Origin of the sequence: Novosphingobium naphthalenivorans NBRC 102051 (assembly GCF_001590985.1) — a bacterium.
GTDB classification, from domain to species: domain Bacteria; phylum Pseudomonadota; class Alphaproteobacteria; order Sphingomonadales; family Sphingomonadaceae; genus Novosphingobium; species Novosphingobium naphthalenivorans.
The window spans coordinates 19150-44535 of the sequence record NZ_BCTX01000041.1 but is presented as its reverse complement, the minus strand read 5'-3'; the positions used below and the strand labels follow the sequence as shown (position 1 = coordinate 44535).

23 protein-coding genes and 1 tRNA gene are annotated in these 25386 nt (G+C 60.2%); 13 read left to right on the top strand and 11 right to left on the bottom strand.

All coding sequences use genetic code 11. From position 1 onward, the window contains the following. Positions 1-79: 79 nt before the first annotated feature. Complete coding sequence (locus NN5_RS14395; RefSeq protein ID WP_067734790.1) at positions 80-973, bottom strand: LysR family transcriptional regulator; 894 nt, start codon at positions 971-973, stop codon at positions 80-82. 156 nt (positions 974-1129) lie between these two features. Here NN5_RS14395 and NN5_RS14390 point away from each other — a divergent pair, with 156 nt between their 5' ends. Both NN5_RS14390 and NN5_RS14385 read left to right on the top strand, forming a co-directional pair. Further along, on the top strand, positions 1130-2077 hold the full coding sequence (locus NN5_RS14390) for an alpha/beta hydrolase (RefSeq protein ID WP_067734789.1): 948 nt from the start codon (positions 1130-1132) through the stop codon (positions 2075-2077). Continuing rightward, the gene (locus tag NN5_RS14385) at positions 2074-3039 is read left to right on the top strand and encodes an alpha/beta hydrolase (RefSeq protein ID WP_217998657.1); all 966 of its coding nucleotides are present in this window, start codon (positions 2074-2076) and stop codon (positions 3037-3039) included. The genes NN5_RS14390 and NN5_RS14385 overlap by 4 nt, the downstream gene beginning before the upstream one ends. Before the next feature lie 189 nt (positions 3040-3228). Here the strand turns inward: NN5_RS14385 and NN5_RS27440 are convergent, their stop codons facing one another. The 5 genes from NN5_RS27440 to NN5_RS14360 form a co-directional block, all read right to left on the bottom strand. Next, positions 3229-4281 carry an aromatic ring-hydroxylating oxygenase subunit alpha gene (locus NN5_RS27440; RefSeq protein ID WP_067734787.1) on the bottom strand — a complete coding sequence of 351 codons (1053 nt, stop codon included), beginning with the start codon at positions 4279-4281 and terminating at the stop codon, positions 3229-3231. Positions 4282-4484: 203 nt separating this feature from the next. Beyond that, complete coding sequence (locus tag NN5_RS14375) at positions 4485-4868, bottom strand: VOC family protein (protein WP_067734786.1); 384 nt, start codon at positions 4866-4868, stop codon at positions 4485-4487. Positions 4869-4879: 11 nt separating this feature from the next. Continuing rightward, entirely contained in the window at positions 4880-5863 is a 984-nt protein-coding gene (locus NN5_RS14370) for an isopenicillin N synthase family dioxygenase (RefSeq protein WP_067734785.1), read from the bottom strand. Positions 5864-5890: 27 nt separating this feature from the next. Continuing rightward, the gene (locus NN5_RS14365; protein WP_067734784.1) at positions 5891-6919 is read right to left on the bottom strand and encodes an isopenicillin N synthase family dioxygenase; all 1029 of its coding nucleotides are present in this window, start codon (positions 6917-6919) and stop codon (positions 5891-5893) included. 87 nt (positions 6920-7006) lie between these two features. Continuing rightward, entirely contained in the window at positions 7007-9376 is a 2370-nt protein-coding gene (locus NN5_RS14360; RefSeq protein ID WP_169800994.1) for a TonB-dependent receptor, read from the bottom strand. 76 nt (positions 9377-9452) lie between these two features. On the opposite strand from NN5_RS14360, the gene NN5_RS14355 reads away from it, so the two are divergent. The 5 genes from NN5_RS14355 to NN5_RS14340 all read left to right on the top strand — a co-directional run bounded on the left by NN5_RS14355 (position 9453) and on the right by NN5_RS14340 (position 12487). Beyond that, the gene (locus NN5_RS14355) at positions 9453-10430 is read left to right on the top strand and encodes a LysR family transcriptional regulator (protein ID WP_084384946.1); all 978 of its coding nucleotides are present in this window, start codon (positions 9453-9455) and stop codon (positions 10428-10430) included. 124 nt (positions 10431-10554) lie between these two features. Then, positions 10555-10797: a ribbon-helix-helix domain-containing protein gene (locus NN5_RS14350; RefSeq protein WP_067734782.1), complete on the top strand. Its 243-nt coding sequence runs from the start codon at positions 10555-10557 to the stop codon at positions 10795-10797. A gap of 18 nt (positions 10798-10815) precedes the next feature. Beyond that, positions 10816-11238: a putative toxin-antitoxin system toxin component, PIN family gene (locus tag NN5_RS25205; protein WP_084384943.1), complete on the top strand. Its 423-nt coding sequence runs from the start codon at positions 10816-10818 to the stop codon at positions 11236-11238. 356 nt (positions 11239-11594) lie between these two features. Then, positions 11595-11915, top strand: a complete 321-nt coding sequence (locus tag NN5_RS14345) for a DUF736 domain-containing protein (protein ID WP_067734781.1) — start codon at positions 11595-11597, stop codon at positions 11913-11915. Positions 11916-12262: 347 nt separating this feature from the next. Continuing rightward, positions 12263-12487 carry a hypothetical protein gene (locus NN5_RS14340; RefSeq protein ID WP_067734780.1) on the top strand — a complete coding sequence of 75 codons (225 nt, stop codon included), beginning with the start codon at positions 12263-12265 and terminating at the stop codon, positions 12485-12487. 74 nt (positions 12488-12561) lie between these two features. Here the strand turns inward: NN5_RS14340 and NN5_RS14335 are convergent, their stop codons facing one another. The 4 genes from NN5_RS14335 to NN5_RS14320 all read right to left on the bottom strand — a co-directional run bounded on the left by NN5_RS14335 (position 12562) and on the right by NN5_RS14320 (position 16309). Beyond that, the gene (locus NN5_RS14335) at positions 12562-13497 is read right to left on the bottom strand and encodes a nucleotidyltransferase and HEPN domain-containing protein (protein ID WP_067734796.1); all 936 of its coding nucleotides are present in this window, start codon (positions 13495-13497) and stop codon (positions 12562-12564) included. 78 nt (positions 13498-13575) lie between these two features. Then, positions 13576-13818, bottom strand: a complete 243-nt coding sequence (locus tag NN5_RS14330; RefSeq protein WP_067734779.1) for a hypothetical protein — start codon at positions 13816-13818, stop codon at positions 13576-13578. A gap of 3 nt (positions 13819-13821) precedes the next feature. Next, the gene (locus NN5_RS14325) at positions 13822-14754 is read right to left on the bottom strand and encodes a tyrosine-type recombinase/integrase (RefSeq protein WP_169800993.1); all 933 of its coding nucleotides are present in this window, start codon (positions 14752-14754) and stop codon (positions 13822-13824) included. Positions 14755-15013: 259 nt separating this feature from the next. Next, positions 15014-16309 carry a tyrosine-type recombinase/integrase gene (locus NN5_RS14320; protein ID WP_169800992.1) on the bottom strand — a complete coding sequence of 432 codons (1296 nt, stop codon included), beginning with the start codon at positions 16307-16309 and terminating at the stop codon, positions 15014-15016. Between the two features lie 466 nt (positions 16310-16775). Between NN5_RS14320 and NN5_RS14315 the strand changes: the two genes are divergently transcribed. The 6 genes from NN5_RS14315 to NN5_RS14290 all read left to right on the top strand — a co-directional run bounded on the left by NN5_RS14315 (position 16776) and on the right by NN5_RS14290 (position 25320). Further along, positions 16776-17078: a hypothetical protein gene (locus NN5_RS14315; protein ID WP_067734776.1), complete on the top strand. Its 303-nt coding sequence runs from the start codon at positions 16776-16778 to the stop codon at positions 17076-17078. Further along, positions 17075-19132, top strand: coding sequence for a type IV secretion system DNA-binding domain-containing protein (locus tag NN5_RS14310; RefSeq protein ID WP_067734775.1), 2058 nt, complete (start codon positions 17075-17077; stop codon positions 19130-19132). The genes NN5_RS14315 and NN5_RS14310 overlap by 4 nt, the downstream gene beginning before the upstream one ends. Next, positions 19129-22101 carry a MobF family relaxase gene (mobF, locus tag NN5_RS14305; RefSeq protein WP_067734774.1) on the top strand — a complete coding sequence of 991 codons (2973 nt, stop codon included), beginning with the start codon at positions 19129-19131 and terminating at the stop codon, positions 22099-22101. The genes NN5_RS14310 and mobF overlap by 4 nt, the downstream gene beginning before the upstream one ends. Then, positions 22091-22732, top strand: coding sequence for a restriction endonuclease (locus NN5_RS14300; protein WP_084384945.1), 642 nt, complete (start codon positions 22091-22093; stop codon positions 22730-22732). The genes mobF and NN5_RS14300 overlap by 11 nt, the downstream gene beginning before the upstream one ends. Before the next feature lie 119 nt (positions 22733-22851). Then, positions 22852-23295 carry a lytic transglycosylase domain-containing protein gene (locus tag NN5_RS14295; protein WP_067734773.1) on the top strand — a complete coding sequence of 148 codons (444 nt, stop codon included), beginning with the start codon at positions 22852-22854 and terminating at the stop codon, positions 23293-23295. A gap of 453 nt (positions 23296-23748) precedes the next feature. Further along, positions 23749-25320: a recombinase family protein gene (locus NN5_RS14290; protein ID WP_084384940.1), complete on the top strand. Its 1572-nt coding sequence runs from the start codon at positions 23749-23751 to the stop codon at positions 25318-25320. Here the strand turns inward: NN5_RS14290 and NN5_RS14285 are convergent. Further along, positions 25306-25380, bottom strand: a tRNA-Asn gene (locus NN5_RS14285). The two genes, NN5_RS14290 and NN5_RS14285, sit on opposite strands and share 15 nt — an antisense overlap. Positions 25381-25386: the final 6 nt, after the last annotated feature.

Below are 25386 nucleotides of genomic sequence, written 5' to 3'. Positions count from 1 at the left end.
ATGCCGGAACCAATAGCTGTCGGTCCGCAGCCGGGGATGAACAAAATGTCTCTGAGCATCCGGGAAGGGTCGACCTCGGCTAGCCTCGGTGACGTAGAGTATCGATCAACATCGTGAATGCGGCGGAGGCATGCCGGCGGTGCGGGTAATAGAGGTGATAGCCCGGTAGGTCCGGCGTGAACCGATCGAGGACCCGCATCAGGCGGCCCTCGTTCAGGTCGCGCTGGACCTGGTCTAGCGGGAGATAGGCAAGCCCGAGGCCGTCGATGGCAGCATCCCGGATGAGGTCGATCGAGTTCAGCACCAGCGGGCCGTCGATGCGCACGCGCGTCTCCCGACCTCCGCCGACGAGACGCCATCCGTTGAGTGTGCCCGAGGTCGGCAGGCGAAGATTGATGGCGCGATGGTCGATGAGCCGGGCCGGCGAGGCTGGTGGAGGACATCGGCTGAAGTACTGGGGCGCCCCCACAATCGCCATCGGCGTGTCCGGGCCAATGCGGACGGCGATCATGTCCTTGGCGATCTCGCCACCAAGCCGGACGCCCGCGTCGAAGCGATCGGCTACGACATCGGCAAGGCCATAGTCGATGTTGATCTCCACGGTGATGTCGGGGTTGTCGATCAGGAGGTGCTTCATGGCCGGAACCAGAATGGTCTTTGCGGCATGCTCGACGCTGGTGATGCGGATCGTGCCAGTCGGGCGGTCGCGCAAGTCGCTGAGTGAGGCCACTGCAGTATCGAGATCATGCAGCATTGGGCCCAGTGTCGCGATCAGGCGCTCTCCCGCTTCCGTAGGCGCCACACTGCGCGTAGTGCGCGACAGAAGTCGCACGCCAAGCCGCTCCTCGATGCGTCGGACGATCTGGCTGACGGCGGATTGCGCCATGCCAAGACGCGCGGCTGCACGCGTAAAGCTGCGTTCTTCCGCCACGACCACGAACGTCGCAAGATCGGCGATCTCGTCGCGCCTCATTCATCACCTCAATGATGGAACCAATACAAATTATCCGTCTAATCGGATCAATTCCGAAGGTCTAGATTGCCTCTCGTCAGCAGGGAACCGGCCAGATGCAGACCAGATGCCGGTCACATGCCGAACAAGGCGGGAGGGACCCGCAGGAGACTGGAAATGGAAAAGATCAGCTTCGTCAATTCGAACAACCCGACGATCATCATGTCGGCCGTCATCGCGTTCCCCGAGGGCTTCGACGCAAGTCGCCGCTACCCGGCTATCGTCGTCTCGCATCCCGGTGGCGGGGTGAAGGAGCAGACGGCCGGGACCTATGGGCGCAAGCTCGCCGAACTCGGCTTCGTCACCGTCGCCTATGACGCGTCCTACCAGGGCGAAAGCGGCGGCGCGCCGCGCCAGCTCGAAAATCCGCATGTCCGCACCGAGGATGTCAGCGCGGTCATCGATCACCTTTCCACGCTGCCCTACATCGACCTGGATCGCATCGGCGCCATGGGCATTTGCGCGGGCGCTGGCTACACCGTCAACGCGGCCATCCAGGATCGCCGGATCAAGGCCCTGGGCACCGTCAGCGCGGTCAATATCGGCTCGATGTTCCGCAACGGCTGGGACAATTCCGTCCGCTCGATCGATGCGCTGCCCTATGTCGAGGCAAGCTCGAACGCCCGCACGGCCGATGCTGCCGGTGGCAACATTGCCACCATGCCGCTAGCACCGATGAGCGAAGCGGACGCGCCGAACGAGGAGCTGCGCCAGGCCTGGGAATACTACCATACGCCGCGCGCCGAATATCCGACCGCGCCAGGCTTCGCGACGCTGCGCAGCCTCAACCAGATCATCACCTACGATGCCTACCACATGGCTGACGTCTACCTTACGCAGCCGCTCCAGATCGTCGCCGGCTCCGTGGCGGGTAGCAAGTGGATGAGCGATGACCTGTTCGGCCGGGCCGCAGCAACGGACAAGGCGATGTATGTCGTCGAAGGGGCCAACCACATGGACCTTTATGACGGCGCGGCCTTCGTCGAAGAGGCGGTTGCCGTGCTCGGCACCTTCTTCAACGCCAGGCTTGCGGCAGGCGCAGCGGTTGAGACCGCCGCACAGTGACCGAGCAGACTTCGGCCAATAGACAGGAAAATCTCATGGAAACGGTCAGCATTCGCAATCCCGGCATGTACTGGGACATTGCCGCCAACATCCACTTCCCGCCCGCGTTTGACGCCAGCAAGCGCTATCCGGCGGTTATATCCAACCACCCAATCGGTAGCTGTAAGGAACAGACCGCCGGAAACGTCTATGGCGAGGCGCTGGCCAGGGCCGGCTTCGTGGTCATCGTGCCCGACGCCAGCTTCCAGGGTGCGAGCGGCGGAAGCCCGCGCTGGATCGAAGACCCCGAACAACGCGTGAAGGACTATCGGGACGTCATCGATTACGCCCAGTCGCTCCCTTATGTGGATCCCGAAAGGATCGGCATCCTCGGGGTCTGCGGCGGTGGCGGCTACTCGGTGAAGGCGACGATCATCGACAAGCGCATCAAGGCGCTGGTCACGATCACCGGCGTCAATTTCGGCCGCCTGATGCGCGAAGGTTTCAGCGCCTTCGATCCCGTCGCGGCGCTCGAAGGGATGGCCGCACAGCGTTCGGCCCAGAACGCCGGCGGCGATGAACTGGTCAACGTCTTCCTTCCCGCCAGTGTCGAAGAGGGCAAGGCCGCCGGCATCACCGACATCGATGTGCTCGAGGCGACCGACTACTATCGCAACCGCTGCGTGGCGGAAGGATCGGGGACCCGCATGCTGGTCTCGCATGCGGCGCCAGCCATCGCGTGGGACGCCTTCGCCTTTGCCGAGACCCTGCTGACGCAGCCGATGATGGTCGTGGTCGGCGACAAGCCCGGCGGCTTCGGCGCCTATCGTGATGGCCTCGAAATCCACAGCCGCGCCGCCTCGAAAGACAAGGAACTGGTCGTCGTCGAAGGCTGGTCGCACTACGACCTCTACGATCAGACCGAACCCGTCGGACAGGCGCTGGAAAGGCTCATCCCGTTCTTCGTGAAGCACCTGGGCTAAGCGAGGCCAGTGTCACACCCCGAAAGCGGCTGTATCGCGGTTGCCGGGGTGAGCCACCTTCCCGGACTGACATTTCAATGTCCGTGCTTGCAAGCACGGAGACAGAAATCGGATTGCAGACTGTCGGCACCTGAAGCGTTGAAAACGCCTGCTGAGCGTCTTGAAAGGGTCGAAATTAAATTGATCCATCTAGCAATAGAAAAATTCACCGAGCCCCAACGCGCGTAGACCACGGCGATACATCAACGAGCTCATGTCGGCGGGAATGTGGGCTTCCAGATCAGGATCAAGCGGAAGGCATTCCGGTATCTGTGCCTCTACGATTGCCTTATCTTCCTCAAAAATCCTCCGGGTGAACTCGTAAATTTCGTCCTCGGGGCGATCTGTATCGAAATTGCGGCAGGTAGGCGCAAATAGTCTCGTTTCCTTCGCCGAGACTGGGGAGGCCGCATTCATGACTACGAATCGTCCGTCATTGGGGAAGTGAATCTCAATTGTTGCGCTAAATGGCAGATGGCAACGGAAGTGACGCAGCCATTGAAACGTCGGCATTGCACGCCGGTGATCCTCAACGGGGTAGTTGCTCACACTGCTCCAATACTCTGCCTCAAAGCCGTTTTCGGTTCGCACCGGTGAATAGGGCGGGACTTCGCTGATGTCTGGGTCGCCAAACGTTTCCTTGTGAACAAAGGCAAAATGCGCGACATCCAGGAAGCCTTCGACTTGCCTCCCGGCGAAAGCGTGGATGTCAACTGAAGGGCAGACAACGCACTGGTAGCCCGCCTCGCCCCAGTGGGGCATGTCAATAATCATTCCCGGTTCCGGACACTCAACTGACCTGTCGAGGCAAGTCCAAATCAGGCCGTACCGTTCGATGTGTGGAAAAGGGACGAGGTGCATTCGCGCCGGGATGTCGCGGCTGGGATGGGCAGGTACGTGTGTGCATTGACCTGCCGGCCCAAACCGTAACCCATGGTAGGCACATTCAACGCCGCTGGGGACTTGCTTGCCCATGCTAAGCGGCACGCCGCGGTGAGGGCAAATGTCGGGTGCGACCACGAGTTCATCATCTGCGCGGTAGATGACAAGGGGCTGGTCCAACAGCTTGGTTCCAACAGGCCGCTGCCCCACCTCGCGCGCAAGAGCGATGGGATACCAATGACGAGCTAGAATGAACCAGTCGTCATGTGCGAAAGTGCAATTGCGAGGGATAGCGAGATTAGGGACAAGCGCCGCAGTCATGCCCGGACCCCTAGCTGCCTGCATTATTTGAACCTCATGAGATTTACGATCACGCCATCTAACTACGATATAGAGCCTTTCCGATACGAAAATTCGAGATGATACACCACTCCAAGGCATAATAAATTGCCGTTGGATTTAGAGGCGAGCAGGGATACTTGCAGCCCAGTCCTGCTCGCCTTCATAGGCAAAAACCAAGGTAACTAGCCGTGGAAATTTATCCGGAATGCATTCCCATCCAGATCGCGCAGGACAGATTGAAACCACCCATAGTAGGTCGTGAATGGCTCCTTCAGAATGCTTGCTCCAAGCCGGGCGGCCTTGGCGGTAAGTGAGCGAACCATTTCTTCGCTTTCGACATCGAATGTCAGGAGTACCCGGTCACCTGGCAGTTCTTGCTCTTTCAGACCAAGCAGATCGTAGGCATCCGGCGCACTGAAACCAATCGATGATCCTCCGGTGAGGAAACCTCGAAAGATTGGCGAGCGGCTCTCCAGGATCTCATCAAGGTCGAAAAGGCCACTGTAAAAGTCAGCCAGCCGGTCGATATCGGCAGTGAATATATTGGCATAGGTAAGCGCAACCATGCGTGGATTCCTTATGCGGTCAGGCCATAGGTCTTGCGGTACATTTCCGCGATGTGGGCTCCGACTGTCATCTCTCTGAAATCTGGTTTGCCGTTTTCCGGCATGCAGGTCGGGGCGCAGCGGACCGTGTAAAAGTAGTCAGGATCGAAGAACGTCGGCACCGAGTACCGGTCACGGCCGCTGTGGTTGTTGCGGACGCGGTGCATGTTGGAGTGATAGAGGCCGTTGGTAAGTATCCGGACCATCTCGCCCAGGTTAATGACGAAAGTCTCGGGGATCGGCGGTGCGGAAATCCAGTCCCCGGCTGCATTCTGTACTTCCAGGCCGCCAACATCATCCTGCAGAAGTATGGTGATCATTCCCCAATCAGTGTGCGCACCAGCACCAATTTGGTTGAAAGCGGCATCAACCGGCTGAGGACCGTACTTGAGCAGCCTGCCATTGAAGAGTGGCTCTCGCAGGCAATCTTCAAAATAGTCGCCGGGCAAATCGAGCGACTGCGCAATCAGACCCATCAGGTGGCGGCCGACGCGGAACATTTCGGCAATGTAGGCTTCGTACCGCTCGCGGAAATGCGGAAGATTCTGGGGCCACTGGTTTTGCCCGCAATTGGGTACACCGGCGCGCACATAAGGATGGTCATCGGACAGATCGCACCCGATCACAAACCCCTCTTTGAGGTCCGGCGGCGATCCGTCATCAAGCGTCTGCACTCCCGGAGCCTCGTATCCGCGCGTGCAATTGGAATGACGGGCATCGACTTTCAGCTTTTCCTCCAAAGGCAGGCTGAAAAATTCCCGCGCGAGTTCCAATTGCCCGTCCATCAAGGCGCGGGGCACGCCATGTCCGGAGATGTAGAAGAAACCTGTATCGCGGGCAGCCTTGTGGATTTCCCACGCAACGGCTTTGCACGCAGAGCTGTCGCCATTGAAACTCGGTGCGAGATCTATGACAGGAATGAACTCGGCAGGTTTGGGCGGTGTATAGACGATCATTGGAGAAGACTCCTGTACAGAGGGTGCTCAAACCGCGTCCGCTTGCCTGAATTTCGGTGTGTCGTTCATTTGGTTCATTTTCATTTCCAAATGCTCGAGCGATGTGGTCGGCGCATATTTCACAGGCTGACCGATGGCGCAGGTCGGGATGCACTCGATTACCGCGTCGTAGTTGGGCTGATGGAAGAAGACCAAGGACTGCCGGCGGCTGCCAACGCCCTCTTCGTGCGGCGGATTGACGACCCGGTGCATGGTGGAAACCCACTGGTCGTTAGTCCACTGTGCCATGAGGTCGCCCAGATTGATGATGAAGGTTCCCGCCACGATGGGCACGGGCACCCAGCGGCCATCAGCGGTCTGTACTTCAAGACCGCCCGGCTTGTTCTCGGTCTTGAGGATTGTCAGCCCGCCGTAATCGGTATGCGCGCCTGCCCGCAGTTGGCCTTCCTCCAGCATCTCCGGCTGGTCGGGATAGTTGCTGATCACCATGTTGGTGATGTGCTTGTTGATCTTGTCCTGAAACCAGTCCGGCGGCAGGTGCAGCGCCCGCGCGCACAATTCCATGAGGAGCGCTGCCAGGCCTTCCATCTCGCGATAGTAATCGATGATCGCAGGACGGAATTCGGGAACGTCTGGATCGGGCCAGATGTTGTCGCGGAAAATCCGCATTGCCGTTGGCGTGGTGAAGTAAGGGTCGCTCTTGTCGAGATCGAAGCGACCGATGTTGAAATATTCCCGATGATCGGGTTTGGCCTCGTCCTGGCCGATCGTGCTGGCCAGATTCCCGGTCTCGATGCCGAAATAACCGCGATAGATATCCGCGCTTGGCGCGGTGTATTTGACCTTGTCCTCGCCGGACAGATCGAAAAATCGCCTGCTGACGTTCTCCGCCCGCTCGATCACCCCGGCAGGAACGCCATGTCCCGACACCACGAGAAAGCCGATGCTGCGGGCCGCTTCCCCCACCTGTTCAGCCACTGCCTGGCGTTCTGCAGGCGTCCCGGTCCTCGCAGGATTGAGGTCAATGATGGGCACTACGCTTCCGTCGAAATTCATATCAATCTCCTGCGTTGCCGTCGAATGTTGTGGCAACGCAAATAGTCAACCGGCCGCCGCACCAACCGATTGCACGTTGGCACCCAATCAAAATTCGTACTTCACCGAAGCAATCGCCTGGCGCGGCGGGATGTACATGTCGCTTGTGGTGAAGCTGCCGAAGGGATTGGAATATCGCGAGGCGATGCCAGCCTTGTCGAAAATGTTTGTCACAGTAAGCCCGATCGTCCAGCGGGTATCCTGCGGCATGAACACCACATTAGCGTTCACCTGCGTGTAGCCAGGCACCACGTCCCTCGCACCGTCATTGAAGATGCGGTACTGAAACTTGCCGCGATAGATCAGTTCTGCATGGGAACGCAGCGTGCCCAATCCGCCAAGCTCTAGAGTGTGGGTCGCGCCGATAGTGCCTTGCCACTTTGGCAGCTTTGGCGGCAGGTTGCCCTTGGTATTGCGCGTCTGCAGGGCACGCAAACCAATTGTGTAGGCATCAAACGGCCCGTAACCCAGGGCCGCAGCCGCCAGCGTCGCCGCATGCGCGCGCGAGGGATCGAGTGTAATGTAATCACCGACCAGTTCACCGTCGAGGTAGGTCACGTTGCCGTCGAGCCTGAGATGGTCGGTCAGGTCCACCGTGGCTTCGGCTTCGGCACCCCAGATCCGGGTCTTTGGGACGTTCGAGACGCCGCCCTGATAGGGGATCGGATCTTCCTCCTGATACTGCAGGTTCTTGTAGTCATAGAAGAAGGCTGCTGCATTGAAGGTCGCGCGGCCACCGGCGAAACGGTTTTTCGCTCCCAGCTCATACGCCCATACATGCTCGGAATTATAGGTCAGCGGAACCAGGAGCGGCGTGCTGTTGTTGCTGACGCCGCCGGGCTTGTAGCCGCGTGAAATGCTCGCGTAGACCATATTGGCCGGCGTGATTTCGAAGTCGATCTCTCCCTTGCCGGTTACAGCATCTTCCCGCGTCCGGGCTTGGACCGGCGGGGCAAATATGTCGAACAGCGTGCTGTTTCTGCTCTTGAAATTGTCATGGTTGAATCGCAGACCCACCGTCGCGCTCAACCGGTCGGACAGCTTGTACGTGCCTTGCGCGAAAGCGGCATAGCTGTAGCGGCTCTGGCGTGAGTTCAACGCGTAGTCGAGATTGTAGGGGTAGTTCGCAAAGGTCAGCGGCAACGTCAGATCATAGCTGGGAACGGCGTCTGTCCCGCGGTACTCGAGGATATCCTGCCCCAGTTTCTGGTAGAGGAAATAGGCGCCCACAATGTAGCTGAGCGGCCCGTCGCCGTTCGATGTGAGATTGAACTCCTGGCTGAACGCATCGACGCTGTTGTTCCAGTACGGCTGCGCATCGTATTCACCGGTGCTGGCATAATCGAGCCGGTCTACGTCTATTTGATTGTGGTTGCGCGTCGTCTGGTACGACGTGAGCGACTTCAAGGTCGCAGCCCCGAAATCATAACGCAGGTCCGCGTAAGCCAAAAAGAAGTCGAGCTTGTACTTGTTGGGGTAATCCTGCGAAATTCGGCGCGGATTCGGATCAGGGTCGTCCAGATTCTTCTGCGCCGCACCATGTTCGTCGGCGTTGAAGTATTGCGCCGTGATCTGGGCGGAAAAGCGGTCGTTCGGTGTCCAGAGCAGCGAGATCTTGCCGGAGACCCGGTCTGCATCATCAAGGCCATATCGTCCGTAATTTGGACCCAGACTGGTCTGACGTGCGAAGCCTTCGTGATAATAACGCTGGACTGTGCCGCGAACGGCCAGTGTGTCCGAGACCGGGATGTTGAGTGTGGCCGTAGAGCGAAACAGATCGTAATTGCCCAGTTCAAGCTGCACGGAACCTGAGGTGCTCCCGGTATCCGGCTTCGTGGTGATGGCATTGATAATGCCGCCAGTCGCGCTCTGGCCAAAAACCGTGCCCTGAGGTCCGCGGAGGACTTCGACCCGCTGCAAGTCAAGGAAGTCCTGCTGCAACGCATAGGGGCTGACAACATAGACCCCATCAATATGGAAGGATGTTCCCGGCTCTGCGCTCAGGTTGTCCGAAGCCTCATATCCGATACCGCGAATGGAAACGACCCGCACGAAGCTGCCGCTGTTCGCCACGGTGAGACCAGGAACGAAGCCGTTCATGTCGATCAGCTGAGTAATGTTCGACTGTTGGAGGGCCTCGTTCGAGAGCGCCGTGATCGCCAGCGGCGCCTTCTGAAGCGTGGTTTCCTTCTTCTCGCCGGTGACAATGATATCGCCTGTGGAGGTTTCCAGTTCGGCGCCAGCCGCTTCGGAGGCCGCCATGGCGGTTGAAGCAACACCGAATGCCGCCGGAACGGCAAGGCCCGCCAGAAGCATGAACTTGATCTTGAGCTTCATCTCTATCACGCGTCCCCAATTAGACGGGCGGCGTCCTTGCCGCCCGATGCTGCCGCCCCCGGCGGCGGCGTCGAAGATCAAGTGACATCCAATCCTGTCCTTTTCTATCGCCAAATTTTGGATATGGTGTTCGCGAAATGAGAACAGGAGTGTTGAAATGCTTCTTGGTAGAGCGGCCATCTATTTCGATGAAGTGGCGAGGCGCGGGGGCTTGCGTCGGGCTGCGGAAATGCTCCACATCGCGCCTTCCGCCATAGACCGCCAAATCATCCAGCTTGAGGAAGACCTTGGCACAAAGCTTTTCGAGCGGACTTCGACTGGCATGCGAATGACCGCTGCTGGTGAACTCTTGGTAGATGGTGTCAGGCGCTGGCGCCGTGACCTCGAGCGCATCCGCTCGGAGGTCGACAACCTCGTCGGTCTGCGTCGGGGCCATGTCTCGATCGGGCTGGTCGAAGGCGCAACCGACATCGTTGCCTCGGCAATCGCTTGCTTTCAGGAGAAGTACCCCGCCATTCAGTACAGCATGGAAGTCATGGGATCACAGAGCGTGATCGACCGGGTCATGTCGCACGACACCGATGTGGGTGTAACCTTCAATCCGCCGGATGAACGGGCGTTGCGGGTGGAAAAGACCATGTTTCACCGCCTCGGCATCATTCTGCGGCCTGATCACCCGCTCGCGTCTGTAACCGAAGTTTCACTGGCCCAATGCGCCGAATTTCCGCTGATCGTTCCCGATGAAACCATCTCCATTCGGAAAGTCGTCGATGAGGCCTGGGCTCGTTCGATAGGAGGAGTGCTTCGCCCCGTAGCTGAAGTCAGCAGCATTGGGTTGATCAAGTCCTTGGCTGCGCGTGGGGTGGGGCTAGGATTGTTAACAGTAATCAACGCTTTGAAGGAAATTGAGGCTGGGGAACTCACTTTTATCCCCTTATCTGACGAGCGCATCGATCTGTTCGGGCTTTCAGTCATTTCTGCATCCGGGCGCGCGTTACCTTTGCCCGCCTCTTTGATGATACAGATGCTCGCACGGGAATTGGATCATTGGGATTACACCGGCCCAACCGGACATCCTTTTTTCCTGCAGGTCGAAAGCGATCCGCCAAGCGGACGCCAATCGAGCCTTCCCTGAATGACGTCGGGTCCCCATTCGATTGGAGTTCACTGATGGCAAGGTCCCTCCGATCTAATAGTCGGTCAATAATTGCACTTAAGCGCTTATGTTGATATACGCTTACCGTCAGGAGATGCACGCCATGGGCGAAGAAATCACACGCTGGTCGGTCAACGTCGATAGCCGCACGGATATCGACCTTCGCACTTATCTCGCCCAGCGCGGCATGAAGAAGGGCGATCTCTCGAAATTCATCGAAGACGCCGTCAAGTGGCGGCTGCTGGATTTGACAATGGCCGAGACGCGCGAAGCTTTCGCTGATGCCGATGCTACTGAACTGGACGCTCTCATCGACGAGGCTGTCAGCGCGGCGCGATCGAACTGACAATCTGACTTCCCAGGCATGCGCATCGTTCTCGACACCAATGTCTTGGTGAGCGGCCTCTTGTCGGCGACTTCTCCACCGAGTGAGCTGCTAGGATATTGGCGGCAGGGCCGCTTTCGTCTGCTTTGCTGCGAGGAGCAACTCGAGGAAGTGCGGCGTGTGACGCGCTATCCTAAAATTCGCGAACGCCTTGCCCCAGCGATTGCAGGACGACTGGTCAATGAACTGCGTGGTCTGGCAGACATGGTTGATCGGCTTCCCTCGCTTGATGTCTCGCCTGACCCTTGGGATAACTATCTTCTCGCATTGGCGCAGGAAGGCCGCGCCGATTACCTGGTTACAGGAGATAAATCAGACTTGCTGAGCCTTGGCCGGCATCGCGAAACGCCGATCGTCACCGTGCGGCAGATGCTCGAAAAGTTGGGTGGATCTGGCTCCTGATCTTGCGATCATAGCTTCGTCCGAACGAGGCCCTCATGATGCAGTGCTTCTCTTGAATGTGGCAGCACAGATCCAGAGCCTTTGAGATGCAGGTTCGCCTTCCACTTGAATGATCCCGAAGCCATCGGCTCCGAAGGCAACGACCTGGAACAGCACGCACGTCTGCCAAACCATCGCCTCCGGCTTATTTCCCCGCCCGCCTTGGCGGGCTCCTCGCGGCCGCTCCGCTTTCAAATAAGCCTGCGGGCTCCGGTCCTTCGCTGCCGCTACGGCCTGACGGTTAGCAGCCGCGCTGGCGCCGCTCCGACGGTCTGCCCATCGCCCGGATGGTTCGGGCGACCATCAGGAGAAAGAACATGCCCGCAATCGGTTTCGTCACTCGCTCAGGCTCGACCTTCAAGGGTCAGCTCCGCACAATTTCCGTTCGCGCGGAAATCGAAATTTCGCCCAACACCAACAAGACCGCAGATAGCCAGCCGGATTTCCGTGTCACTTCCGCAGGCGTCGAGGTCGGCGCAGGCTGGCAGCGGCGCAGCGAAGCTTCCGGCAACGAATACGTTTCCCTGACCCTGGCGGCTCCCGAGTTCGGTCCCCGCAGGCTCTACGCGAACCTCGGCCGTGCCGCCGGTCAGGACAACGAGGAAACCTACGCGATCATCTGGAACCCCGCCGACTGACAGGCAGATTGCTCCCCGGCCGTGTGGCCGGGGAGCTTCATTCCGACAGATTGGAGGTCGCGCGGGAAGGGGGCTGAAACCGCCCCAATAGACAGCGCCCTGCACGAGAGGTTGGAATACTTCTCTCAGAATGCCCATGGTGTCATGCGCCCCGCGTCCGCCTCAAGGATGAGCGGTTCCCCCAATTTTGCCGCTGCCTCCACTTCGCTGCGCTGCGCTCCAGCCCCGGCAAAATCGGCTCCCCCACTCCCCGCTGCGCGGCGCCCGGGCAGAGCCCGGGCGTCCTTGACCCGGCCGCACGCCGCATGAGCCGGCGCCCCTGTCATTCAAGAAGACAGGAGGCTAGCATGCATACGATTTCGAACACGGCACAGGCCGACAACGCCGCCTACTTTGCAGCCTGCACGCGGGCACAGCACCGCGCGCGCAGCAGCTACTTCACGCAGTACGTGATCATGGACCGGGAGTTCGGCTATCTCGCGGTGGACGAGGGGGACTACAGCCCCATGCCGATGGAGATGATCGACAGAGTGGTTTACGCCGTCACCGGCAAGCTCGACGACGAGTTTTGACCGGATCGGGGAGAGGGCCTGCCAGGCTCTCTCCCGCGCATCCGTGTGATCGCCCCGGCTCGCTTGATAGCCTTTCACACGCCGCGTTCGAGTTCCACTGCCTGTTCCAAAGCGGCAAGTCGTTCTGCGCACACGGCGCTCGCGACCTGTCCCAGCGCTTCGATCCTTTCAGTCAGCCACTCGATCTCTTCGATCGAAATACGGTAGTGCTTGCTGTAGCGCGCTTTGACGTAGGCTTCCCGGAGCTTGCTGAACATCGCCCGATCCTTGCGGCTCTCTCTCGGCCATACGTCAACCAGCCGGAGATCCAGCGTTTCCGCACGCGTTCTGAGAAATGCGAGGTTGTGATTGTGGGGCGTATAGAAAGTGCAAACGAGCAGCGTGCCATGATAGAGGAACTCTGCGGCCTGATGCAGGTTGAACACCGCTTCCTTTAACCGCCCCTGTTTTGTGACGTAAAAGGCGGTGTCACGGCGGCCGGCCGCCGCCGGAAACCACTCGTCATAATATTCTCGCGCCATCTTCAGCGCGGCTTGTGGCGCCTTCGGCTTGGGCTGATGGAATTCGACATCGTCAGATTCATACAGGGCGATGCCGTCGCGCGCGATGTCCATGAAAAAGTATCGGCCATGAGCGAGGCCGTCATTCACCTGCTGCAGCGAATGGACGATGAAGTTGACCGGGGTGCGAAGGCTCCCGGTAATGCTGAATTCACGCAGGAGGCGATCGTCAAGCTTTGCCCAGTGTTCGGCGCGATCGGTCAGCTTGCTGTCGTTGACAACGATGAGGATGTCGAAATCTGACTGATAACCCTTTGACGTGTGCGGCTCATCGACCCAGCCGCCGCGCGCATAGCTGCCGTAGAGCACGATCTTCTTTATGCGGCTGCGCTTCTTGCGGTCGCTGGTGACTAACGAATGCGCATCCTCGAATTCCTCGAAGATGAGCTGGACAACACGTTCCAGTTCGCGCTGCTTTGCCGGAGGAAGATGATCGATATTGGTTCTCACGGGCGTTTCCTTAGCAAGCCCTTCCGAACGATGCACGCCCATGGCGCAGTGCCACGTCCGGAAGGGTGTTGTTAGCTTCTATCTGTCGATGTCGGCTGCAGCGCGGGCGATCTCCCGCACCGCTATGAGCAGGTGCCGACGGAAGCGGCGCCGTGAAATGCGCAGCCTTCGACAGATCCGTTCCGGGCTCCAGCCACGGTTGACCCTGAGCCGGATGACGATCGTCGCTAACCGGGTCATGCGCGGCGCTGCCTGACGCCATATCCTTTGACCCATCTCCTGCTCGGCCTGGCTCAGTTCGGCGATGATCATGATCGCCACCGGTCATGACGCGCCTCCATGGGTTTTCGCCCGCGTGGTTGGCTCTTCCCGCCGCCGCGTTGGTGGCTTCACCTGATCGAGGATCAACATTCCGATCCGTTCGGCGCTGGCCCTGAGCGTGTCGTCAGCAAGATGGGCATAGCGCGCAGTCGTCTGGATGCGTTTATGTCCCAGCAGTCGCGAGACGGTGAACAGGCTTTCGCCCGCCATGATGGCATGGCTGGCAAAGCTGTGCCGGAGGTCGTGGATGCGCAGCGTCGCTGGAAGCTGTGCCTCCTTCCTCACCGAGAGCCACACGGTCCTGACCCGTTCGTAGGGCACTGCCTCTCCGAACTGGAACACCTTCTGGCGTCTGCGCGCGGCCGTTCGTCGCCGTCTGTACGAGGTGAAGAACCGGCGGGCTGCGGTTCCCAGCGGTACATCGCGGGCGCCGGTCTTGCTGTCACGAAGCCGGAGCAGTTCGGGCCGGACATCCTCCCAGCGCAGGGACAGGATCTCGCCCACCCGGCAGCCGGTGAGGAGCAGGGCTTCGAGGACACCGGCCGCAGGACAACCGATGTTCGACCTACGCGTCAGGACGCTACCGAGGCGGGCCATCTGCGGCTTGGAGAGGAACGTACCGACAGCACGCCGCCGGTTCAGCCGAATTCCAACCGCCGGGTTCGACCAGTCCGGTGGCAGCATGTCCCACCGCTGAGCCGATGTGAGCATCTGGCTCAGAATGCCGAGCGCCCGGTTCGCGCCGCCCGGGCTGGTCAGCCCGTATCGCTGGAACCAGCACACGACATCGCGGCGGGTAATGGTATCGATTGGGGATGATCCGAATGCCGGGAGCAGTTGCAGCCGGACGTAGCTGCGATAGGTTCGGAGGCCTGATGGCTTCAGGTTTGTCGCATGACGCAGTTCGTGCTGGGCGCACAATTCCCGAAAAGTCACAGATCGCCTGACGGCTTTTCTGTCTCCGGCCAGGAATGCGACCGCCGCCATGCGGGCGGCTTTCACCCCCATGGCAGGGAAGATCCCGAGCGTCGATCTTATGGGAACTCCATTGGTTCGTTCCCGAACTTCCCATGTCTTGGTGCCGGATGGGCGCACACGCAGACTGAGGCATACCTGACGTTCGTCGCGCAGTGCATATTCCCGTGTTCCCGGTCGAGCCCTGCTGCAGATCGCGTCGGTGAGGCGCGTCTTAAGGTTAGCCATTTCCCACCTCCGTGAGGCTGACCTCAAACGACCGAACGCGCTGCTGCGTACGTGCGCGGGAGGGACGGTGTCGGGTGGGTGAGGGGGCGCCCGGATCGGAGAGGGCGTCATCGATCAGTTGCGATACGCGGTTTGCTGATCGCCTGATCGCGGAGGTCGGCATGTGCGCATAGACGAGCGTGCTGTCGATGTCGTGATGCCCGAGCAGGGCGCCAACCACCTTGAGATCAAGGCCGTTCGTTACCCCGACTGCGGCGAAGTGATGGCGCAGGTCATGGAGCCGCAAGGTGGGGACTCCTGCGGCCTTCCTGATCTTCTTCCACGCGAAATCCACCGACGATCTCGGGGCATCATCGTTCATACCGGGGAACACGAAGCGGCCGCCGCACAGGGAACGCCGCCAATCGAGAATGGCTACGGCAGGAGCACAGAGCCAGATCGTCCTCGGCCCCGATTTCGAGTCCTCCAGGACCGCTCGGCCGTCTTCGACACGATCCCATTCGAGGGTCAGGATCTCGCTCTTGCGGGCTCCTGTGAGAAGTAGCAGCCGGATGACGTCGCACGGATCGGGATACGCGTCAGTGTGCCCTTCGATCGCCTTCCACAGGAGGCGCATGGTGGCAGGCGTGAGGTGACCGCCTCGCTCGCCCCGGGCCTTCTTTCGCAAACCTCGGCAGGGGTTCGAGCCGCCTTTGCGCAGTCCGTGGTCCTCGGCGTAGAGCATCATTCCGGAAAGAGTCGAGAGCGCCATGCGTGCCGCGCTCGTCGTCCGGGTGAGCTCCTGATGCCATTTCATGACCTCGCTTCGGGTGATCGCCCGGACCTGGCGAGCACCGAGCGCGGGTAGAATGTGGAGGCGTGCCGCCCCTTCCATGATCCGTCCCGTGGACGGTTTCCATCGCCGGTCTTCACCGAAGGCGAGATAGCCCGCCATCACTTCCGCGACGCTCGCCGTCTCGGAATAGAGGTCAGGGTTGTCCTTTTGCGGGGTGGGCAGGGGCGCCGTGCAGAACGCCCGCGCGGACTGAACGGGAAGAGAGAACGCATCCCCCAGGGTCTTCCGGCGGGTCTTACCTTTGCGGCTTTCAAACATGATCCAGGTTCTCGAACCGGAGGCTCGAAGACGAAGGGCGAGGCCCAGGGCATCGCTGTCGTGGATCAGTTTTTCACCCGTTGAGGGCAAGGGCAGTGAGGGAATGTCGACCCCGGCAAGGTCGATCCTTTTAGTCCTGCGCATTGAAGCACTCCATGTCTCCGGCGTCCGTGCGCCGGGGAAGAAGCGCGTCACCGGGCAAGTTCCCGGGGACACGCGGGGAACTTCATGGACAGGCATTGCGCGCACGATTGTGCCGACACCGAGTCCCTTGATCCGGACGGAAGGAGGACAAGAAAAAGTCCATGACCTTCAGCCTTTTGACCCTCCCGGGCCAGGATCAGGGGGCGCAAGAGCAAGCTCTTGCGTGTTGTCGTCACTCATGCCCCGAGGGGCAATTTTGTAATGCACCGTACGCACGGGTGCTGCGAGCGCGAATCTAGCGGTTTTCTGCGGGTTTCAGGCGTCCCGATCTGTCCGACGGGTTGTCGCCGGTCGTCGGACGGCGTCAGACATGAAATTATCCGATCCGATTAAGCTGTTGATCGTCATCGTCATCTTTCGTCAGACGCGTCAGACGCGATAAATTCTTGAGATCGTGGGGCTATTCTGGTAATAAGGCGGTGCTTCATCACGTGTCGGCGCTGTTCAGGAACAGCGCATGGCCCGCATTTCGATCCGCCTCGACGATCCACGGCATGACCGTCTGATCGACCGGGCACGTGCAGTTGGCATCACGCCATCAGCCTATATTCGGGATGTCCTCGACCGCGACGAGGGCAGTGATCCGGCGGGCTATCACGCCCGGTTCGATGAACTTCACGCGACCCTCATTCAGACCCTCGCGATCCTCGCCAAGTCGGTCGGCAGGCGCACCCCGGACGTCCTGGAAGAGGGCCTTGCCGATGCCAAGCGCCTGCTCCGCGAAAGGGGGCTGCTCGATCCCGAGCAGGACCGGCCGTGAGCATCTTCCGCAACGACACGCTGGGCTCCTGGACCAGAGGTGGGCAAGCCATTGTCCACAACGTCAGGATGACCACCCAGGTCTTTTACCAGACCGCTCTTGCCGGCTTGGTCATCTGGATCGGCGGAACGCTTTGGTATGCTCTCGAGAAGACCGACGCATACCAGCGCTTCGTCCTTTTGAAGCTTGGCCAGGCCGCAATGATGGGCGACAGCGTTCCCGGAAACGCCGCGCCCATCCTCTTCAAAACTCCCGGTGGCCATCAATACTGGACCACGCCCAAAGGGCTTCTGGCTTCCGGAGTGGCGCACAAGACGCTCCACAGTTTCGAAACATCGCTTCTTCATGGGGCCATTCTCTCCGGCATCTTCGCGCTGGCGATGCTCGCCTGGGCCTGGTTCTACTTCACCCGGACGGGGAAGGGGCTGGGGTCCAACCAGTTCCTCCGCGGGGCTCGTTTCGGGACAGTGCGGCAAATCCGCCGCGCGCTGTGGCGCCATGCTCGCGGCAGCTTCGAGATCGGAGGCGTCAATGTCCCGGATGCCTTCGAGCCCGAGCATATCCTGATCTGCGGTGCACCCGGCACGGGCAAGACCAACATGATCGTGAAGATGCTGAGCGGCATCAGGAAGGCAAAGCGCAGGGCGATCGTCTACGACACCGCCGGCACCTTTGTAGAGAAATTCTATCGGCCGGGAATCGACGTTCTCCTCAATCCGCTCGATGAGCGATCCGATTGCTGGTCGCCTTGGGTCGATGTCCCAAAAGACTACCAATACGATCAGATCGCCGAGTCCACGATCCCCGACAAAACCGGAGATCCGTTCTGGGCCAAGGCCGCGCGAGGGACGCTGGTCGCGGTTCTCCGCAAGCTTGCCCGACAGCAACGCACTCTCGTTTCCATTCTCCTCGATACGCTGCTGAGATCTAAACTCCCCGACCTTGCGGCCTTCGCGCAAGGGACGGACGCTGCCGCCTTCATCAGCATGGAGGGGGAGCGAACCTCAGCCGGTATCCAGGCGGAGCTGGCTTCGGTCATGCGCAGCTTTTCCTATCTCGACGATACCGAGGACGGACTTTCCATCCGCGATTGGGTGGCCAACGAGAAGGACGATAGCTGGCTGTTCATCAGCGTGAAGGCCGACCAGCTTCCATCGCTCCGTCCCCTCATCACGGTATGGCTCGACATCGCCATCAGCGCGATCATGAGCATGACGCCGGATCGCAACCGGCGGCTCTACTGTGTTGTCGACGAGCTTCCGTCGCTCCAGAAACTGCCCTCGCTCTCCGACTTCCTGGCCCGCGCGCGGAAGTACGGGGGCTGCGGCATCTTGGGCTTTCAGTCCTACCCGCAGCTCGAAGCGACCTACGGGATTCAGGATGCCGCTGCCATCACCGGCTACTGCTCGACCTGGGTGGCGCTCCGGGCCAACGATACTCCCACGGCGAAGCATGTCAGCGAGAACCTCGGCCAGGTCGAACAGGTCGAAGCCAACGAAGGCATGTCCTACGGCGTCAATGATATGCGCGACGGCGTGAACCTCAGCCGCATGCAGGTGACGCGACCGCTGGTGATGCACACCGAGGTCACCAATCTCCCGAACCTGGAAGGATATCTCCGCTTCGGGCGAAACCTTCCGGTGGTCCGGTTCGAGGACCGTTACAACACGGTTCCTTCCATCGGGGTTGCCTTCAAGGAGCGAACGGCGCCACCCATTCGGCTCTCGGCGCCGCCAGCCGTCCCCGCCCCACAACCAGTTCCGCCATCACAACCATCGCCCAAAGGGCCGAAGCCGGCGTCATCCCGCCCGCGGCGGCAGCGGGCCGGGCCGGAGAGCCCAGAACTGCCATTGTCCACTCCCGCACAGCAACCGACGAAACCGGCAGCGCCGACCGGGATTGGACTGAACGGCAGCGAGACTCAGGCAAACGATGAGCGCAAAGACGAGCAGGCGACACCTCCTGAACTCACTCTCTACGGTAAGGCAGCCGGGTTCCGGTTGCGGCAGCATGGTCGGCACGATGGCGATCGCAATTCCGCGAGGCCGGCATGATCCATCCTCGCCGCCTCAAGGGCACGCCCGCCAATATCGCCCGCTACTATACGGTGGGAGACTACTACACCAAGGGATCCGACGAGCATTCGGAATGGGGTGGCCGGATAGCGGCCGAACTTGGTCTTGAGGGCGAGAAGGTCGATCCCGCTCTGTTTCAGGAATTGCTGGCGGGCAAGATTGGCGATCAGCAACTGGGCCGTCACCGCAAGCATGGCCAGATTCAGCATCACCAGGGATGGGACTTCGCCGTCAACGCGCCCAAGTCGGTGTCGATCATGGCGCTGGTCGCCGGCGACGACAGGATCGTTGCCGCTCACGAGCAAGCCGTGAGCGTAGCACTTTCCTACCTGGAAGAGCACGCGACGCTACGCCATCGCTCAGAGGGCAAGATTGTCCATGAAACGACCGGGCGGCTGATCTTCGCCCGCTTTACCGAGCACGCCTCGCGCGAACTCGACCCCCATCTGCACACCCATGTCGTGGTCATGAACATCACCAACCGTCAGGATGGTGAGCAGATGGTGAGCCTCGAGACGCGCGCCATGTTCGCCGAGCAGATGGTCGCAGGGCAGGTCTATCGCAACGAGCTTGCCCATCGTCTCCGCGAACTCGGCTACGAGGTCCAGTTCGATCCCCGTAAAGGGTTGTTCGAAATTCGGGGAGTGCCCAGAGGCCTCATCTCGGAACTGTCTCAACGGGCCGAGCAGATCGAAGCCCATGCGAAGGAACACGGCCTGACGGGTCAGGCTGCCCGCCGACAGTCCTTCTATGAAACCCGTGGCCCTAAGGAAAAGGTGTCGCTGGAGGCTCTGCACACGCGCTGGCAGGACCGGCTTGGTGGGTATCGAGAGACCATCGAATTCACCCTGATCGAAGCTGGACGGGAAGGGGAGCGGACGATCGCGGTCGATCCCGCTACCGCTGCTCGGGCGATGCTGTTCGGGCTGCGTCAGGGGGAGGGTCGGGAGGCCGTCAACAACCTTGGTCGGTTGCTCCAGTACGGATTGGCATCGCATGTCGGGGAGGTCCGGCTCTCCGACATCCGTCCGCTCGCGGAAAATCACGAGGCGCAGCGCAAACTGCTCGAAACCCGTGAGCAGACAGGCGATCAGATCCTCACACGAGGTCGCACCTCCCGGCGCTCGGCCCGTCTTGAGCTTGCCCTATCCGATCACCTTGCCCTTGCTCTCAATGACGCGACACCCATCGCGACGGCGGAGCGATTGCAGGAAATCAGCGCTGAAAAGGGCCTGAATGTCGCTCAGGAAGTCGCCCTTCTCCATATAGGAACTACCTCCCATCGGGTTGTCGGAGTCCATGGTGTCGGCGGCGCCGGCAAATCAACCCTCGTAGGAGCGTTGAACGAGGCAGCGGCTCCCGGAACAACGCTGATCGCTTTAGCTCCGACGTCGTCGGCAGCAGCCGGTTTGGGGAAAGACGCGCAGATCGAATCCCGCACGGTGGCGAGCCTGATCGCCGGCGGCGGCCATCGTCTGGATGATAGCCATGTGCTGATCCTGGACGAGGCAGGCCAACTCGGAAACCGGCAGGCGCTGCGCGTTCTCGAAATCAGCCGCACGACCGGGGCGCGACTCATCCTGCTCGGCGACAACAAGCAGACCGGCGCTATCGAGCAGGGAAAGCCCTTCTGGCTCCTGCAGCGGCTCGGCCTCCCGAAAGAAGAACTGACAGAGTCGGTGCGGCAGCAGACCCGGGCGATGAAGGCGGCGGTCACCCAAGCCCGCCTCAACAACTATGCCGGGTCGCTCGAAAATCTCGACAAGGTGGTCAGCGGCGCAAACAGCGAGACGCTCGCCGAACTCCTGGTTGGTGAATGGACCCGGCTGAAGCCGGAGAATCGCGCCAACACCAACATCCTCGTGCTGGAGAATTCCACCCGGCTGATCGTCAACACCAAGATTCGGGAGGCCCTGAAAACCGAAGGTGCCGTTGCCGCTGAGGAAGCCCGCCTTTCGGTGTTGACCCCGTCCGGCATGACCGACCAGGAAAAGCAGATGGCTCGCTTCTATTCCGGCGGCCAGGTGCTCATCTTTTCGCGCGGCGTCGCCGGCCTCGGCATTGTGCGCGATGCCGAATATCGTGTTGTTGGTCTCGCACGCGATGCCCGCGGTCGACAGGTTGTAAACCTCGTGGATGAGAACGGTCGCACCATCCGGTGGGATCCCCGGTTGGGTAGGGCTTCGCAGGTCAATGTATTCAAGAGCGAGGAACGCGACCTCGCCCAGGGTGACCGCATCCAGTGGCGCCTCGTCAATCACGACCTCAACCTGAAGAACGCGGAGCGTGGCACCGTCGAGCGGCTGGAAGGTGCTGTCGCCACCATCCGTTGGGACCGGGATGGCCGGGTTCAGGACGTCGATCTCTCGCTTCATAAGAATTGGGACCACGGCTACGCGGAAACCGTCTATTCCGCCCAATCGAAGACTTATGATCGCGTCTATGTCCTGGCGCCGGTCAACTCGTCGCTGGTCACCGGTCAGAACTATTACACCGCCATCACGCGCGCGCGCTACGGCGTGAAACTCTGGACCGAGAATGAAAAGCGGCTCATCGATAAATTGGAGCGCCGCTCCGGTGAGAAGACCTCCTCACTCGAAGGGCTGGGCCGCCTCGATCGTGACAGCCTCAAAGACCGGGGAATCCGGCACAGCGAGCGACTGGACGAGCTGAGAGACCGGCAGCGCACCGATCGGGCAGCCCGCAAGGAACGCATGGAGGCCGAGCGGGAACTCCGCCTTCGAGCTCAGCAGCCTGACGGCTTGGCCGCCTTTCTGGCGGGGCGCGCGCAGTCCGCCGCGCAAGCGATGGACCAGTGGCTGACATCCCTGCTCGGACGGGGCGGGGCAGCCCCCGAAAACTCCCACCCGGCCGAGCGCCAGGCTGAGCCGGCATCGCAATCACCCAACACCCAGACCCACGAACATGGAGGCGGTCATGATCGCTGAAAAGAGCATTCGCGCGGCGGTCCTGACCCTGACCGCGGCGACCATATCAACCGTTCCGGCCCAAGCAAAATCGGGCTTTCTGGAGCCGCATCATCATTACCTATGGATCTTCTTCATATCGCTTGTTCTGATCGCTTGGCTCGGCCGCCGATTGCGGGTGCCAATCCGCCATCGATGGCGCCACCGGCAAGCGCGAACGATGTTCCTGCAACTGCAAGGGGCGGATCGCGGCCAGCCTCCGGGCGTCATCTATTCTCGCCTGCGCGGCATGGATCCGCTCGCGTTCGAGGAACTCCTGCTCGAATGCTTCGAGCGCCGTGGCTGCGGGGTTGTCCGTAATCGCCGCTATACCGGCGATGGCGGTCTTGACGGCAAGGTTATCATTCAGGGGCGGACCTGGCTTATCCAGGCCAAGCGCTATGCCAGCGCCATTCGTCCAGAGCATGTCGACGGATTTGCCACGCTGTGCCGGTCGAAGGGTATGCCGGGGCTATTTATTCATACCGGGCGGACAGGGCCGTCCAGCCGAGTCCTATTCGATCACCATACCCATATCGAAGTCATATCGGGCGAACGGCTCCTTGCTCCGATCCAGGGCGACCCGCTGATGATCATGGGGGTCGACATATGATCACGCGGTCCACGCCCCTTGCACGTCGGGCACGTCCCCTTAAAACTTCTTGGGCGGTTCTCGCTTCGCTATTCCTTTCCAATCCGACCCAGGCGGCTTCTCGGGAGCCAGCAACGAGCATGTTGGAAGGCGAGATCGCCCGCTGTATCCGGCAGGCATCATCCGGCAAGCTCTGGCTTGAAAAAACCCTATGGGGCCTTCGGGACCAGGAAGGCGGCTGGGTCGGCGCTGAGATCGAGAATAGCAATGGCAGCCATGATCTTGGCCCGTTGCAGGTCAATAGCTGGTGGGTTCCGAAGCTCGCCGCCATGACGGGACGTCCTGCTTCTCACGTGCGTTGGTGGCTCACGCACGACGCCTGCTTCAACGTGAACGCCGCCCGATGGATATTCCTGTCCAGCCTGGCGATGACACGGGATTATTGGAGGGCAGTGGGTGCCTACCATAGCCCCACTCAATGGCGGCAACGACGCTATGCAGCCAGCGTCGCGGTCCATCTCCAGCGACGCTTCGGGCGAGACGCCTTCTTCACCCGTGCGTCGGTCCAGGTGGTGCGGCCATGAAACGGCTACGCCTTCCTACCACGGCTTATGGAGCGGTGCCGCCAACCACGCCTTCCGAACGGCCCTCTTTACCGACCGCTTCCGCACATGACGAATCGCGATCGGACGATCGCTGGACAGTTCGGCGCAGCGCATTCTCGCGGGAACTTATCTTGGACGCCCAGGCTCTTTTCGAGGAGCGTTTGAAACGGCCCGTATCGGAAAATGAGGCTAGGAACCTTCTGGGGAACCTCGCGGACTATATGTGGATGCTCGTCCAATGGGAGGTGACGCCGCCAGATGTCAATTCTAACATGCCCCCGAAGGCGTCTCCGCGGAAAAAACGAGGGCGACCCCGTAAAACGCAGCGATAAGACGACATACCTTCTGACCCATCCATGGGCACACCATTCGATCTAGAGAAGAGGGGAGGGGGTGTTGGGTGGATAGCTTCATTGCAGGTTGGAGTAAGACATGGCGAGGCCACGTAAAGCCAAGGAAACCAGGAACTCGGGAGCCCGTCAAAGATCGGCTGCCGAGAAAGCAGTCCTCTATGCTCGGGTTTCGACGGCGGAACAGGAGAAAGAAGGCTTTTCAATCGACGCCCAGATTGCGTTGATCCGGGATTATGCGGAGCGCCAAGGATTCGCCATTGTCGAGCAATATGTAGATGTAGAGACCGCCAAGAAGACCGGACGCACTCAATTTGAAGCGATGCTTAAATATCTACGGGCTCATCCCGGTGTCCGACATCTCCTCGTGGAGAAGACCGATCGCCTTTACCGAAACATCAAGGATTGGGTAACGCTCGACGCCTTCGATATCGAACTCCATCTCGTAAAGGAGGGAACAGTCCTTTCGCACGAGTCGCGCTCGTCGGAAAAGTTCATGCATGGCATCAAGGTCCTGATGGCTAAGAACTACGTGGACAACCTATCCGAGGAAGCCAGGAAGGGGATGATCGAGAAGGCCAAGCAAGGTATTTGGCCGACACACGCTCCCATCGGCTATCTCAATGTCGTTGGTCCGCACGGCAAAAAAATCATCGTGCCCGACCCCGACATGGCGCCAATCGTCACACGCGTTTTCGAGTGGTTTGAGACAGGGAGTTATTCTCTCAAGGAGGTTACGGCGAAGGCCCGCGCCGACGGTCTGCGATATCGCCGCAGCGGTCGACCCGTGGGTCTGAGCACGATCCACTATACGCTTCGCAATCGCTTGTATGCTGGGGCGTTCGAATGGGCTGGCAGGCTCTACCAAGGCACCCATGAGCCCATCGTCACTACCGAGACATGGGAGAACGTCCAAGAGGTATTGGATGGCCGTAGCGTCAGCAACGTGCGCGCTGAGCCTCTGCGATTCGCATTCGCCGGTCTGATCACGTGTGGGCATTGCGGCTGCGCAGTTGTCGCGCAGATGCAGCGAGGCCGCTACATCTACTACCACTGCTCAGGCTTCAAGCAGAAGTGCCCCGAGAAATATGTTCGGGAAGAGGCCTTGGTTCAGGCGTTCGAGGAACAGCTCGCGCGTCTCCACATGGATGACAGGGTCTTCTCGCTGATCGAAAGAGCTATCCGGGAAGCGCACACCGACAAGAGCAGGGAGAGAGTGGAGACGGTCGGACGCCTTCGCCTAGAAGCCGATCGTCTTCAGGAACGGCTCGATAAGCTCTACGTCGATCATCTCGATGGCAGGATCACCGCCGACATGCATGACCGAATGGCGTCCACATGGCGAGAAGAACGGGCTAGGTGTCAACGTCAGATCGAGCTTCTCCACAACGCTGAAGATAATTTCGTCGATGACGGAATCGCGTTGCTTGACCTAGCTCGAAAGGCTCATCGAACCTTCAGCATACAGTCTCCCGGTGCCAAAAACACCGCTTTGGATCTGTTGGTTTTGAACAGCACTTGGGCTCATGGGAAGCTCACAGTTACCTTCCGAGAACCCTTTGGAATGCTTGAGAAAATGCCCCCTGAAACTCCGAGCCCGGAACCCGAAAAAGGGCCCGAAAACTCGGATGTTTCAGAATGGCTCCCCGAGTAGGATTCGAACCTACGGCCATTCGATTAACAGTCGAATGCTCTACCGCTGAGCTATCGGGGAGCAGCC

Bases quoted from the DNA above. Each gene is read 5' to 3' on its own strand.
- NN5_RS14395 (WP_067734790.1), bottom strand. From the start codon at position 973: ATGAGGCGCGACGAGATCGCCGATCTTGCGACGTTCGTGGTCGTGGCG.
- NN5_RS14390 (WP_067734789.1), top strand. From the start codon at position 1,130: ATGGAAAAGATCAGCTTCGTCAATTCGAACAACCCGACGATCATCATG.
- NN5_RS27440 (WP_067734787.1), bottom strand. From the start codon at position 4,281: ATGACTGCGGCGCTTGTCCCTAATCTCGCTATCCCTCGCAATTGCACT.
- NN5_RS14375 (WP_067734786.1), bottom strand. From the start codon at position 4,868: ATGGTTGCGCTTACCTATGCCAATATATTCACTGCCGATATCGACCGG.
- NN5_RS14370 (WP_067734785.1), bottom strand. From the start codon at position 5,863: ATGATCGTCTATACACCGCCCAAACCTGCCGAGTTCATTCCTGTCATA.
- NN5_RS14365 (WP_067734784.1), bottom strand. From the start codon at position 6,919: ATGAATTTCGACGGAAGCGTAGTGCCCATCATTGACCTCAATCCTGCG.
- NN5_RS14355 (WP_084384946.1), top strand. From the start codon at position 9,453: ATGCTTCTTGGTAGAGCGGCCATCTATTTCGATGAAGTGGCGAGGCGC.
- NN5_RS14350 (WP_067734782.1), top strand. From the start codon at position 10,555: ATGGGCGAAGAAATCACACGCTGGTCGGTCAACGTCGATAGCCGCACG.
- NN5_RS25205 (WP_084384943.1), top strand. From the start codon at position 10,816: ATGCGCATCGTTCTCGACACCAATGTCTTGGTGAGCGGCCTCTTGTCG.
- NN5_RS14345 (WP_067734781.1), top strand. From the start codon at position 11,595: ATGCCCGCAATCGGTTTCGTCACTCGCTCAGGCTCGACCTTCAAGGGT.
- NN5_RS14340 (WP_067734780.1), top strand. From the start codon at position 12,263: ATGCATACGATTTCGAACACGGCACAGGCCGACAACGCCGCCTACTTT.
- NN5_RS14315 (WP_067734776.1), top strand. From the start codon at position 16,776: ATGGCCCGCATTTCGATCCGCCTCGACGATCCACGGCATGACCGTCTG.
- mobF (WP_067734774.1), top strand. From the start codon at position 19,129: ATGATCCATCCTCGCCGCCTCAAGGGCACGCCCGCCAATATCGCCCGC.
- NN5_RS14300 (WP_084384945.1), top strand. From the start codon at position 22,091: ATGATCGCTGAAAAGAGCATTCGCGCGGCGGTCCTGACCCTGACCGCG.
- NN5_RS14295 (WP_067734773.1), top strand. From the start codon at position 22,852: ATGTTGGAAGGCGAGATCGCCCGCTGTATCCGGCAGGCATCATCCGGC.
- NN5_RS14290 (WP_084384940.1), top strand. From the start codon at position 23,749: ATGGCGAGGCCACGTAAAGCCAAGGAAACCAGGAACTCGGGAGCCCGT.